Genomic DNA, 13,252 nt, shown 5'->3' on the forward strand with positions numbered 1-13,252 from the left:
CTTTTGGGGAGAGACCTTTGACAGAACAGGCTAATAATGGATTTGATATCCGTGAAATTCAGCGTATTTTACCGCACCGTTATCCGTTTGCTTTAATTGATCGTGTTATCAGTTATGTGCCAGGCGAATCCTTGCATGCGATTAAAAACATTACCATGAATGAACCCGTATTTACCGGGCACTTTCCCGGAGAACCTATTTTTCCCGGTGTTCTTTTACTTGAAGCTATGGCTCAGGCAACCGGTCTGCTTGGTTTTAAGATGATGGAAAATGAAATCGGTAGCGATGAAATGTACCTTTTTGCAGGTATTGATAAAGCGCGATTTAAACGCCAGGTTACACCGGGCGACCGAGTCGACTTTCACGTTACTTTCATTAAAGAGCGCCGAGGGCTCTGGAAATTCAGTGGTGAGGCCAAAGTCGATGGTCAGGTGGCTGCCAGTGCCGAACTTATGTGCGCCAGAAGGAATATGAAACCTTGATTCATGAAACTGCCATTATAGAAACAGGGGCTAAATTAGGGGCTAACGTAGAAGTTGGCCCCTGGACGTTTATTGGCTCTAACGTCGAAATTGGTGATAACTGTAAAATTGGCTCGCACGTGGTTTTGCGGGGGCCTACCTGGCTGGGTCGTAATAATCAGATTTTCCAGTTTTCCTCAATCGGGGAAGATTGCCAGGACAAAAAGTATGCTGGCGAGGATACGAAGCTGATTATTGGTGACAATAACGTATTTCGTGAATGCACCACAGTGCACCGAGGGACTGTACAGGATAATCGGCTGACTCAGATAGGCGATGGTAATCTGTTTATGGCGTATGTGCATGTTGCTCATGATTGCGTGATAGGGAACGACAACATCCTGGCCAATGCAACTACCCTGGCTGGCCATGTTCATGTCGGTGACCAGGTTATTATGGGTGGCTTTACCGGTGTGCATCAGTTTTGCAAAATAGGCTCCCATGCCTTTACTGCGGTTAACTCCGTCGTGATTCAGGATATTCCACCTTACATTATGGCGCAGGGGCATAATGCAGTGCCTCGGGCGATAAATGCTGAAGGCCTGAAGCGACGCAATTTCAGTAAAGAACAGATTCAGAATATTCGCCGAGCCTTTAAAATTCTTTATCGTAGCGGTTTAACTCTGGACAATGCATTGTCAGAGATACGGGGCATGCAAGCCGAAGAGTTGGATATTATGGTAGATTTTATTGACTCCAGCTCGCGTGGAATTATTCGCTAGTGAATGAAGAGCAAAAGCCCCTCCGGGTAGCCATTGTGGCCGGAGAATCTTCTGGCGATATTTTAGCTTCCAGTTTAATGAAAGCCCTCAAAGCCGAGGTTGCGGATATTGATTTTATCGGTGTCGGTGGTCCATTGATGCAGCAGGAAGGCATGCAGTCGCTGTTCGATATAGAGCGCTTGTCAGTGATGGGCATAGTGGATGTCGTTAAACAGTTACCTGACTTACTGCAGGCACGTCGTCAGGTTATCGATTATATGCTGGAGCAACGTCCGGATGTATTTATTGGTGTCGATGCACCTGACTTCAATATTCCCATAGAACTTAAATTGAAGCAGGCTGGTTTGACGACGGTACATTATGTCAGCCCTTCAGTCTGGGCATGGCGTCAAAAACGTGTGTTTAAAATTAAGGCTGCAACAAATCAGGTGCTTTGCCTGCTTCCTTTTGAAAAAGCGTTTTACGATAAATTTGATGTGCCCAGTACTTTTATCGGTCACACTCTGGCAGACGATATCCCTTTGCAGAACTCTGCTCAGCAGGCACGCGAGGCACTTGGGCTCGCACACGATAAAACCTATGTGGGTTTACTGCCGGGTAGTCGCCGTACTGAAGTAGGTTTATTGAGCGAGCCGTTTATAAAAGCCGCCTGTCTGATTCAGCAAAGGTATCCAGAAGCTGAGTTTTTGGTGCCTATGGTTAATCAGGCACGTCGGGAGCAGTTTGAAGCGGCGTTGGCGGAACATGGAGCCGACCTGCAAGTTACTTTCTTTGAAGGTCGTTCCCGAGAGGTTATGACTGCTTGTGATAGCCTGTTGCTTGCTTCTGGCACAGTGTCTCTGGAAGCTATGTTGCTTAAACGTCCAATGGTTGTTGCCTACAAATTCAGCTGGCTGAATTATCAATTATTGCGTAATCTGGTCAAAGTAGAGCATTTTTCTCTTCCTAATCTGCTGGCCGGGGAGGCGATGGTACCTGAATTACTGCAACAGCAGGTAACCGCAGAGAGCTTAGCGATGCAGGTTTTTGACCATTTAGAGAATGATCAAAGTGCTTTGCTTGATAAGTTTTATCAACTGCACCAGCAACTTCAATTAGGTGCCAGCCGCAAAGCCGCAGAAGCGGTATTAAATGTAATTAGTAAGCACTAGCCTCTCTTCTTTCTAAAAATCCTTTATTTCTATAAAATAGAATAAAAACCTGCATATTTAACGCTTACCATTCCAGATAGTTGACTCTATACTTAGGCTAATTCTGATTAAGGAGTAAATTATGGGCTTATTAGTAGACGGCCAGTGGCACGATCAATGGTACGACACCTCAAAAACAGGTGGTCGTTTTGTGCGTACTGAGGCCCAGTTTCGCAACTGGATTACCGAAGATGGAGAAGCAGGACCCGATGGGCAGGAAGGCTTCAAAGCTGAATCAGGGCGCTATCACCTGTATGTCTCCTATGCCTGCCCCTGGGCGCATCGAACTCTCATATTTCGCCAGCTGAAAGGCCTGACCGAGCATATTTCGTATTCTGCTGTGCAGCCATTAATGTTAGAGAATGGCTGGGAGTTTGGCAGTGGAGACTTAACAGATCCTTTATTCGGCAGTGATTTTATGCACCAGATATACACTCGGGCGAAAAGCGACTACAGCGGACGAGTAACAGTGCCGGTGCTTTGGGATAAAAAGCAGGCAACTATTGTCAGTAATGAATCAGCAGAGATCATTCGTATGCTCAATTCTGGCTTCAATAAGCTGACGGGTAATACGGATGATTATTATCCAGAATCACTTCACGCAGAGATTAACGAAATTAATGAGTTTGTTTACGATAACGTCAATAACGGTGTCTATAAATGTGGTTTTGCGACTACTCAGTCAGCTTACGAAGAAGCATTTGAGTCGTTATTTGCAGCTCTGGATAAACTAGAGCAAAGGTTAGCTGGGCAGCGCTTTTTAGTCGGTTCAACAATCACTGAGGCGGATTGGCGTTTATTTACCACTCTGGTCAGGTTTGATGCGGTTTATGTAGGACACTTTAAAGCCAATTTAAAACGTATTCTGGATTACCCCAATTTATGGAACTTTGTGCGTGACCTTTATCAGCGGCCAGGTGTAGCGCAGACCGTTAACATGCAACATATTAAGAAGCATTATTATGGCAGCCATAAAACTATAAACCCGCATGGTGTAGTGCCTGTGGGCCCTGAAGTAGACTTTACGGCACCTCACGATCGGAGGAAATTCAGCTAATGAGTGAAGCAATTATTCAGCGTCGAGTACGAGGCATGCCAGCTCAGGATGGAGCCGGTGTAAAATTAAGTCGGGTAATAAACCAGCCGTCTTATAAACATCAGGATCCTTTCTTGATGCTGGACGAGTTTAAATCCGATAATCCGGATGACTATATTGCTGGCTTTCCGCCACATCCACATCGCGGCTTTTGCACTTTAACCTACATGCTGGAAGGCTGTATGGCGCATAAAGATTCGCAGGGAAACACCGGTGAAGTAGGGCCGGGTGGACTGCAGTGGATGAAAGCAGCCCGAGGCATGATTCATTCAGAAATGCCGAAACAAAAAGACGGTATGATGTGGGGTTTTCAGCTTTGGATTAATCTGCCCGCGGCAGAAAAAATGAGCGACCCAGCCTACGCTGACATCATGGGTGATGAAGTGCCTGTGGTTAATCATGATGCTGGCCAGGTGCGCGTGCTTGCTGGTAACTATGAAGATAAAACCGGGCCTGTGAATGCTCCTGGCCGGGACTTTTTGTTTCTCGACTTTCGTTTTACTGAAAGCGGCCAGTTAAAGCTCGCAACACAAGGCCAGAAAACCCGTCTGGCGTACCTTTATCAGGGCGAGTTACGAATCGGTGAGCAAACTCTGCATGCCGGGGAACTCGTGGAATTGTCAGCAGAAGGTGACTTGAACCTAAGAGCACAGAAAGGTGCCGGTTTAATTTTGCTAGCTGCGGAGCCTATTGCTGAGCCGATAGCCCAGTATGGACCTTTTGTGATGAATACTGAGCAGGAATTGCAGCAAGCCTTTGCTGATTATCAAAGTGGTCGTTTAACCGCTTGAATGAGTCCAGAGCGTCTGCAGCTGCAGGCGCTCTGGTTAGAGTGTACCCTGTATGGCAGTAAAGTCAGATTTCAATTGTTCATAACGAGCGTGATGCGACTTTGGCAGCGTCAGGCCTTCAATAACTTTGAAGCTGCGCTTGCAGCCATCGACCAGGTATTGGTGCGGGGCTTCCGTGTTACCTAGTATCTTAATCGCTGCCTGAATATAATTAAGTGCTACGCCGCTATTCATAGGTGCCATTTTTAAAGCTTCGTCGAAATGCTGAATCGCTTCTCCGAAATCACCTTTGGTGTAACTTTTAATGCCTTGTTTATTGGACTTCATAAAAGCTTCATGTTGATCTTCTGAGGCGGTTAAACGGCTTTGCAGTAATTTTTGATTGTAATTATCTAACTGCTGACTTTTCTGTTGCTGGCGTATCAATGCATGAGCCCTTTCAAATTCACCAATATCAAGGAAAGCAACCGCAATATCGGGCGCTATTTCCCGGGCTATATCAGCATTATTCTGAATAAAGTCACCAGCCACTGTATTCAGGTAAGCCTGGGCCTGAGTATAACGACCGTTGAAGGCTTCAATTCTCGCCAGAAAGGCGTTTTCCAGCTGAGGATAACTGAGTTTGGAGTTATTAAAGCTGTCATCCTGGCGTGCGCGTTGCAATGCGAGTGACGCTTCCTGCTGGTATTTATTGATTTCCAGCCTTGATTCACTGTGTTCGGCGGCGTCCAGAATGCTGCGAATATAGTTGCACAGATGTTTAGGGTGGCGATATACGGATTTACGGCTGATATCCAATACATTAAACATCGCTTGTTTTGCCAGTTCAAACTGTTCGCCATCCCGGGCCAGCTCACTCATATATAGCTGGCGAGCCATTGAAAAAGGAGCCAAAGTAACGGCTTTGCGTCCAGCTTCAAGTGCTTTTATTGGTTGTTCATCGCCTTCCAGTGCACGGGCTAAGACGTCATATGCCTCAACAGCATTGGGCGTTGAACGAATAACTTCATGACACAATTCAATGGATTCCGGGTAATCGCCCTGGGCAAATTTTACTTTAGCCAGCGCTAGCACACCCCAACTGAAACGCTGTTCGTCTAACAGTTCCCGTACCGCTTTTTCTGCCGGCTCAAGCTTACCAAGCTTCAGGTATAGTTCAGATAAGAGCTGGCGACAGTAATTACGATAGCGGCCTTCTTCTTCGATATGAGCCCGGCAGGCTTTGATACAGGCCTGATACTCCTTGTCGTACATGGTTTGGTAGACTTTGGCGATGCTGGCTCTTTTCTGAAAGCTTCTTTTTAATCGAGTGCGCAGCACACCAATGGAAAAGGGTTTCATTAAGTAATCGTCGGGCTGCAGTTCAATTGCACTGAGCACCATAGGGCGGGTGCTTTCACCTGTAATTATAAAAAATAAGCCATTGGGGTGTAGCAGATCACGTACGCGCATTTCTTCCAGTACCTGACGGCCGTTTTTACCTCGTCCCAGGTTGTAATCAACCAGTAGAATATCAAAACCATGGCGGTTGTGAGAGGCAACACCTGCTTCCCCGGTTGCGACTGCAGTGATATCTCTCGCCCCCAGCTGTGACAGCAGTCCCTTTAGCATAATCTGAAAAGGTTTCTGGTCATCAATGATAAGAATTTTCTTATCCGCCAGGTTAAGTTGGTCAGTCATTGTTTATTTATATCTCAGAGTCACCGATGTTATCTGGTCAGCATAAAGCAGGCCAGACCGAATGCCAACAGAGAATAAAGTTAATGTTTTCGTCGCAAAGCCGATATGAATTGCATGGACGCAGCTAACAACACACAACAAACCAGCCCGGCAGAGTGGATTCAGCACGAGATTCCGCTGGGTAAACATCTGTCAGAAGCTTTTCAAAGTGGTCGCCGGGCTGATTTTAGTTATTTGTTGTCGTTGCTTAGTACCAATGCTACTGAAAGTGGCTTTGCCCGCTTGCAGCGTGCCCCACAGCCAGACCAGAAGTGGCAGCCGCCTTTTGCCAGCGCACCTCCGCAGCCTTTGGGAGCCAGCAACTCGGACTGGCAGCGCAATCCTTCCAAAGCCATACATGACAGTTTTACCAGCTGGCGACTACTAAATGCTTTACAGCCAGAAGCCTTACATTTGCATAATGACAGTAAAGCCCTGGCGGGAGCAGTGCGAGACAATTGCTCTGGTTTCGTGCGTGCACGCTGGGCTGATAGAGAGTCGGCTGAAAATCTGCAGACTGAGGAAGCCGGACTGGTTGATATTATTGATAACCTGCGGGGCGTTGATCGCAGCGCAGCGTGATTGAACTAACCTTCCTCGCTGAGCTATAGTTAACCTCTTAACTATCCAGCAGGCTTCCACACCTATGAACTTGACCATAATTCCTTTCGCAGATTTACAGCTCAGTATCTGGTTTTCAGATACTGAGCTGTACGCGTCTTCGTTAGCCTTATCCTCCGGTCAATTTAAACCTGTTGTGCATCCGTTGATTGACAGAGTGCAGGAGCAGCTGGGTACTTACTTGCGGCAGTCTGACTATTCTTTTGATCTGCCTTTAGCTCCTGAAGGAACCGATTTCCAATGCTGGGTGTGGCAGCAAATGTCGGCTATTCCTGCCGGCCAGGTACGCACTTATGGTGAGATCGCAAAACTCAGGAATAGCGCTGCGCGGGCAGTAGGTGGAGCCTGTCGGGCAAATCCCTTGCCTCTGTTTATTCCCTGCCATCGCATTGTCAGTCGTTCAGGTATTGGTGGTTACTCAGGGCAATGGCAGGAGGGCGAGCGCATAGATGTGAAGCGTTGGTTATTAACCCACGAGGGAGCGGTCTCTTGAGCATCGAGTCTATGCGTGCACGTGTTGATGAATTCCTGGATGATTTCTGGCTGCATCAGAGCGTCAGTGAGCACACTTTGTCAGCTTATCGCAGTGACCTGAATAAATTTATAAAGTGGCTGCAACCTCAGGGGGAAGATATTTGTCAGGTTTCCGGTCAGCTACTGGAAAACTACTTATTTGACTGCCATAAGAAAGGCATCAGTCAGCGCAGTAATGCTCGTTTTTTAAGTTCAGCACGAAAATTCTATCGTTATCTTATACATATTCAGGTGCGCGAAGAAGATCCCTGCGCCCACTTACGCACGCCTAAGCAGCTGCAGAATTTACCCAAAAGTCTGAATGAGCAAGATGTTGAAGCTTTGCTGGCCGCTCCTGATGTCACTAGCGCTCTGGGTCTGCGTGACCGTTGTATGCTGGAAGTTCTCTATGCAACCGGCTTGCGAGTCAGTGAACTTATTGCCTTGACATATAGTCAGTTGAATACCCGTCAGGGACTGGTGCGAGTTACGGGTAAAGGGAATAAAGAGCGTCTCGTGCCCTTAGGCGAAGAAGCGCTGGACTGGCTGGAGCGCTACCTGAAAGAGGCCCGGGCTGAATTTATCCGGCAGTCGACGGACCTTATTTTTTTATCCAACCGGGGAACTATGATGACCCGACAGACCTTCTGGCATCGTATTAAGCAACACGCGTTACAGGCAGGCCTGAATTCAGAGTTGTCTCCGCATACATTGCGCCATGCTTTTGCTACTCATTTACTGAATCACGGTGCCGACTTACGGGCTTTACAAATGCTGCTTGGGCATAGTGATATAGCTACCACTCAGATATATACCCATGTGGCTCGTGCTCGTTTGCAGGTATTGCATGAGCAGCATCATCCACGTGGTTAGTATATAATGCCGTTGAATTTATATTTAAGGAGTTTGTTGTGCGAATAAGCGCGTTGTTAATGATGTTAGCCTTTTCTGTTCAGGTAGCTTTCGCCAGTGATGAAACCGCTAAGGTGGAAGCTAATATTAACGCTTTAGGTTTGCAGGTCGAATCTATATCTGAATCTCCCCTGAACGACTTCCACGAAGTGGTTACCAACCAGGGCTTATTTTATGCCTCAAAGGATGGACAACATCTTTTTGCCGGTCAGCTGTTTAATATCGAAGGTGAGGTCAGTAACCTGACCGAAGTTGCTCAGGCGCGACTGCGGCTTGACAAGCTGGCGACCATTGAAGATGAAATGATAGTTTTTGCAGCGCCTGATGAGCAGCACCGTATTACGGTTTTTACTGACCACACCTGTGGTTATTGTCGTAGTCTGCACAACGCAATGAACGATTATCACGCGGCGGGTATTAGCGTTCAGTATGCGGCATTTCCCCGCGCGGGAGTCGGCTCCGATGGCGCCCGTGATTTAACCTCAATCTGGTGTGCCGATGATCAGCACCATGCAATTGATAGTGCTAAAGCAGGTAATCAGGCGATACCCGCTGAATGCGGCTTTGATGTAGAAAAACACCTTAATATGGGCCGTCAACTGGGGGTTACCGGTACCCCGGCAATCATTCTGGAAGATGGCCGTCTGTTGTCTGGATTTCGGCCAGCGGCGGCAGTGTTGTCTGAAATTAACAACCAGTAGCAGGACATTTTTCATTGCAGTCAAAGCTGAGTATAAAACGCCGTCCGCAGGTGGACGATGCCCATTTGCCGGACTCTTTACCCGTTACTTTGCGTCAGGTTCTGGCACGTCGTGGCGTTGGCCATCAGGATGAACTGGAACTGGGTGTCAAAGGCCTGCTGCATTTCTCCGCGCTGACTGACCTGGATAAAGCCTGCCTGCGAATTGCCAAAGCGATAGAAGAGCAACAGCATATCTGTATCGTCGGTGATTTTGATGCCGATGGCGCGACCAGTACGGCCTTATTGATGTTGGCACTCCCTGAGTTTGGCGCTCGCCGGGTAAGTTATCTGGTGCCTAACCGTTTTAACGATGGTTATGGTCTGACACCTAAGTTAGTGCAGGCTGCAGCTGCCGATGATAGCCAATTGATTATCACGGTAGACAACGGCATTGCTGCGCATCAGGGAGTCGATACGGCCACTGAGCTGGGCATTGATGTCATAGTTACCGACCATCATTTGCAAGGTGCTGAATTACCTAAGGCATTTGCCATCGTAAATCCCAACCGGGACGATTGCTCGTTCGCCAGTAAGAATCTGGCCGGAGTCGGTGTGGCTTTTTATTTGCTGCTGGGGTTACGTGCTTACTATCGCCAGCAAGGGCATAGCGCCGCAGCGGTTAACGTTGCCCAATGGCTCGATTTAGTGGCGTTGGGCACTGTCGCTGACGTTGTGTCCTTAGATTATAACAACCGAATATTAGTGCAGCAGGGGCTGGCACGTATTAAAGCCGGTCGCTGTCGTCCTGGTATTCTGGCTTTATTGCAACAGGCCGGGCGAGATCCGAAAAAGCTTCAGGCTACGGATTTAGGTTTTACGGTGGGGCCGCGCATTAATGCGGCGGGGCGTCTGGATGATATTCAGATTGGTATCGAATGTTTGCTGAGCAACGACCCCGTGCAGGTTGAACAGCTGGCACAGCGACTGGATGGATTAAACCGGGAGCGGCGCAGCACGGAGCAGAGCATGCAACAGGACGCTCAGCAGTTTCTGGCGGAGCTAAGTTTTGCAGAACAGCAGTTACCTCCCGTACTTACCCTGCATCGTGATAACTGGCATCAGGGCGTGATTGGCATCCTTGCGGGACGAGTAAAAGAACAGGTGTACCGGCCTGTGATCGCTTTTGCTAATGCCGATCAGGGTGTCGTAAAAGGCTCGGCGCGTTCTGTACCTGGTGTCCATATGCGGGATTTACTGGAACGGGTTTATACACTGGCTCCGGACACTATTACCGCTTTTGGCGGGCATGCGATGGCGGCAGGCTTAACCGTGCCGCGGGCTCAGTTGGCTGAGTTTGAACGGGTCCTGCAAGAAGTTGCTCAGGACTGGATAGATGACAGTGTATTACAGCAAGTATTGTGGAGTGATGGTGAGCTTAGCAATGATGAGCTATGTCTTAACTTTGCTGAAACTCTGGCCCATGCAGGGCCCTGGGGGCAGGGGTTTGCCGAACCTTTGTTCGATGGTCTTTTCCGGGTCATCCAGCAGCGTATCGTGGGTGAAAAACATTTAAAGCTGGTGTTGCAACCCGAGCATGGTGGCGACACTCTGGACGCCATTGCATTTAACGTAGACACTTCGGTTTGGCCAGACCATCAGTGCCAACAGGTGCATATAGCTTACAAATTACAGCCTAATGAATTTCGGGGGCGGGTGAGCCTGCAAATGCTGGTGGAGTATATAAAAACCGCCTGACCCTGTTGTTTAATGGCTGAATTCGCTATAATACGCGCCATTTTCCTGACTCTGATTTTGAAAGGTTCTGCATGTTAGAAACTAATGCAATTTATAACAGTATTAAAGACATGAAGCAGCGCACTGGGCAGCTTAGGGGGTATCTTTGACTTTGATGTCAAAGTTGAGCGCTTAGAAGAAGTCGAACGCGAGCTGGAAGACCCTAATGTATGGAATGATCAGAGTAAAGCACAGGCATTGGGCAAAGAAAGAGTAGCCCTGGAGCAGATAGTTACTACTATTCGTGATCTCGAGCAGGGTCTTGAGGACGCTGAGGCTTTTGTTGCTATGGCAGAAGAAGCTGATGACGAGGCAACCTTGTCCGAAGCTCAGGGTGAGATTGATAACTGGTTACAGGCGTTAGAAAAACTCGAATTCCGACGCATGTTTTCCGGCGCTAACGACGCCAACGATTGTTATATCGATTTACAATCGGGATCCGGTGGTACTGAGGCTCAGGACTGGGCCAATATTATGTTGCGTATGTATCTTCGCTGGGGCGAAGCGCATGACATGAAGAGCGAAATTGTAGAGCTTTCAGAAGGCGATGTGGCAGGTATTAAATCCGCTACTATCAGATTCAGTGGAGAGTACGCCTTTGGTCAGCTGCGTACTGAGACAGGAGTGCATCGTTTAGTGCGCAAGTCACCATTTGATTCAGGTAATCGTCGGCATACTTCGTTTGCTTCGGTATTTGTCTATCCGGAAGTGGATGATGATATCGATATTGAGATTAATCCATCGGATTTGCGAATTGACACCTACCGCGCATCTGGCGCTGGTGGTCAGCACGTAAACCGCACGGATTCGGCGGTACGTATTACACATGAACCCACCAATACTGTGGTGCAATGTCAGAGTGGCCGTTCCCAGCACAAGAATAAAGATCAGGCGATGAAACAGCTGAAAGCCAAGTTGTATGAACTGGAACTGAAAAAACAAAACGAAGAACGCCAGGCGTTGGAAGAAAGCAAGTCTGACATCGGCTGGGGTAGTCAAATACGCTCCTATGTACTGGATGATTCGCGCATTAAAGATTTGCGCACGGGTGTGGAAACTCATAACACCCAGGCCGTACTGGATGGCGATTTAGATAAATTTATTGAAGCAAGTTTGAAATCAGGCCTGTAAGGGCATTTCAGCAGCACAATCTGAACAGGATAAGGAAACGAAATGAGTGAGCAACCGCAGCCAGACGTGCAACAGGAAATAAATGAACAGATTAGCCAGCGTAAGGCTAAGCTGAGTGCGCTGCGTGAACGCGGCATTGCTTTTCCAAATGATTTTCGCCGTGATGCACTGGCCGCTGACCTGCAGGCTACTTACGCCGACGTTGATGGTGATAAGTTAAAAGAAGAAGGCGTACGGGTGAAGATTGCGGGTCGCATGATGACGCGCCGGATTATGGGTAAAGCCAGTTTTGCTACGTTGCAGGATATGAGCGGCCAGATTCAGATATATGCGGCGCGGGATAACCTGGCGGAAGGCATTTATAACGAAGAGTTTAAAAAATGGGATCTGGGCGACATTCTGGGTGCCAGCGGTACTTTATTTGTTACCCGCACGGGAGAGCTAACGATACAGGTGGATGAAGTTCGTTTGCTGACCAAAGCGCTGCGTCCATTGCCGGATAAATTTCATGGCCTGGCTGATCAGGAAACCCGTTATCGTCAGCGTTACCTGGATCTGATTGTAAATCAGCAAAGCCGGGATACTTTTGTAACGCGTAGTAAAGCAGTTGAATTTATTCGTCGTTATCTGGCCGATCGTCAGTTTCTTGAAGTAGAAACACCGATGATGCAGGTGATTCCAGGTGGTGCTACGGCACGTCCTTTTGTTACTCACCATAATGCTCTGGATATGGATTTGTATTTGCGGGTTGCTCCGGAACTTTATTTGAAGCGTCTGGTAGTTGGGGGCTTTGAAAAAGTTTTTGAGATCAATCGTAATTTCCGTAATGAAGGTCTTTCCACTCGCCATAATCCAGAATTTACCATGCTTGAGTTTTACTGGGGTTATGCGGATTACAATGACCTGATGGATTTGACAGAGGATATGCTGCGTGGCCTGACGCAGAGCCTGTTGGGTAGTATGGAAGTTCCTTATCAGGGCGATGTTTATGATTTTGGTAAGCCGTTCCAGCGCCTGAGTGTTATTGACGCAATTCTGAAGTATAACCCTTCGGTGACCGAAACTCAGTTGAATAACCTGGAGACTGCTAAGCAGGTGGCTGAGAGTCTGGGCGTTAAGGTTAAACCGTCCTGGGGGTTAGGCAAAATACAGATTGAAATTTTTGAAGAAACTGCCGAGCACTTGCTTATGCAACCGACGTTCATTACGGCATATCCAGCAGAAGTTTCACCACTGGCGCGTCGCAATGATGAAAATCCATTTGTTACCGATCGCTTTGAGTTCTTTGTCGGCGGACGCGAGCTGGCGAACGGATTCTCAGAGCTGAATGACGCTGAAGATCAGGCGGCACGTTTTCAGGAACAGGTGCAACAGAAAGAAGCCGGGGATGATGAAGCTATGTTCTATGATGCTGACTATGTGACAGCACTGGAACACGGTTTGCCACCAACGGCTGGTGAAGGCATAGGCATTGACCGCCTGGTAATGTTATTAACCGATTCTCCATCTATCCGTGACGTGCTGTTATTTCCACACATGCGGATCCAACGATAAATTAAT

13 protein-coding genes are annotated in these 13,252 nt (G+C 47.9%); 12 read left to right on the forward strand and 1 reads right to left on the reverse strand.

The features are described from left to right. Positions 1–17: 17 nt before the first annotated feature. From fabZ to CWE09_RS01420, 5 genes are all read left to right on the forward strand, one after another. Positions 18–482 carry a 3-hydroxyacyl-ACP dehydratase FabZ gene (gene fabZ, locus CWE09_RS01400; RefSeq protein ID WP_126802119.1) on the forward strand — a complete coding sequence of 155 codons (465 nt, stop codon included), beginning with the start codon at positions 18–20 and terminating at the stop codon, positions 480–482. Next, positions 479–1,243, forward strand: coding sequence for an acyl-ACP--UDP-N-acetylglucosamine O-acyltransferase (gene lpxA / locus CWE09_RS01405; RefSeq protein ID WP_126802120.1), 765 nt, complete (start codon positions 479–481; stop codon positions 1,241–1,243). Before fabZ ends, lpxA begins: the two co-directional genes overlap by 4 nt. Continuing rightward, positions 1,243–2,394, forward strand: coding sequence for a lipid-A-disaccharide synthase (gene lpxB / locus CWE09_RS01410; protein WP_126802121.1), 1,152 nt, complete (start codon positions 1,243–1,245; stop codon positions 2,392–2,394). The genes lpxA and lpxB overlap by 1 nt, the downstream gene beginning before the upstream one ends. A 121-nt stretch (positions 2,395–2,515) precedes the next feature. Further along, positions 2,516–3,490 carry a glutathione S-transferase family protein gene (locus CWE09_RS01415; protein ID WP_126802122.1) on the forward strand — a complete coding sequence of 325 codons (975 nt, stop codon included), beginning with the start codon at positions 2,516–2,518 and terminating at the stop codon, positions 3,488–3,490. Then, entirely contained in the window at positions 3,490–4,320 is an 831-nt protein-coding gene (locus CWE09_RS01420) for a pirin family protein (protein ID WP_126802123.1), read from the forward strand. Before CWE09_RS01415 ends, CWE09_RS01420 begins: the two co-directional genes overlap by 1 nt. Positions 4,321–4,356: 36 nt before the next feature. On the opposite strand, the gene CWE09_RS01425 is transcribed toward CWE09_RS01420, so the two are convergent. After that, the gene (locus CWE09_RS01425) at positions 4,357–6,000 is read right to left on the reverse strand and encodes a tetratricopeptide repeat-containing response regulator (protein ID WP_126802124.1); all 1,644 of its coding nucleotides are present in this window, start codon (positions 5,998–6,000) and stop codon (positions 4,357–4,359) included. A gap of 114 nt (positions 6,001–6,114) precedes the next feature. Between CWE09_RS01425 and CWE09_RS01430 the strand changes: the two genes are divergently transcribed. The 7 genes from CWE09_RS01430 (at position 6,115) to lysS (ending at position 13,246) form a co-directional block, all read left to right on the forward strand. Continuing rightward, the gene (locus tag CWE09_RS01430; protein ID WP_157982784.1) at positions 6,115–6,621 is read left to right on the forward strand and encodes a VC2046/SO_2500 family protein; all 507 of its coding nucleotides are present in this window, start codon (positions 6,115–6,117) and stop codon (positions 6,619–6,621) included. A 64-nt stretch (positions 6,622–6,685) separates the two neighbouring features. Beyond that, the gene (locus CWE09_RS01435; RefSeq protein WP_126802126.1) at positions 6,686–7,153 is read left to right on the forward strand and encodes a methylated-DNA--[protein]-cysteine S-methyltransferase; all 468 of its coding nucleotides are present in this window, start codon (positions 6,686–6,688) and stop codon (positions 7,151–7,153) included. Positions 7,154–7,164: 11 nt separating this feature from the next. Then, entirely contained in the window at positions 7,165–8,046 is an 882-nt protein-coding gene (gene xerD / locus CWE09_RS01440; protein ID WP_126803882.1) for a site-specific tyrosine recombinase XerD, read from the forward strand. 38 nt (positions 8,047–8,084) lie between these two features. Further along, a complete protein-coding gene (gene dsbC, locus CWE09_RS01445; protein WP_126802127.1) occupies positions 8,085–8,786 on the forward strand; it encodes a bifunctional protein-disulfide isomerase/oxidoreductase DsbC in 702 nt (233 codons plus the stop codon). Positions 8,787–8,812: 26 nt separating this feature from the next. After that, positions 8,813–10,522 carry a single-stranded-DNA-specific exonuclease RecJ gene (gene recJ / locus CWE09_RS01450; RefSeq protein WP_198679717.1) on the forward strand — a complete coding sequence of 570 codons (1,710 nt, stop codon included), beginning with the start codon at positions 8,813–8,815 and terminating at the stop codon, positions 10,520–10,522. 71 nt (positions 10,523–10,593) lie between these two features. Continuing rightward, a protein-coding gene (prfB, locus tag CWE09_RS01455) for a peptide chain release factor 2 (RefSeq protein WP_126802129.1) occupies positions 10,594–11,692 on the forward strand; the annotation gives its coding sequence in 2 pieces (ribosomal slippage) (positions 10,594–10,668 and positions 10,670–11,692; 1,098 coding nt in all). Positions 11,693–11,734: 42 nt separating this feature from the next. After that, entirely contained in the window at positions 11,735–13,246 is a 1,512-nt protein-coding gene (gene lysS, locus CWE09_RS01460; RefSeq protein WP_126802130.1) for a lysine--tRNA ligase, read from the forward strand. Positions 13,247–13,252: the final 6 nt, after the last annotated feature.

It is taken from the genome of Aliidiomarina minuta (assembly GCF_003987145.1).
Taxonomy (GTDB): domain Bacteria; phylum Pseudomonadota; class Gammaproteobacteria; order Enterobacterales; family Alteromonadaceae; genus Aliidiomarina; species Aliidiomarina minuta.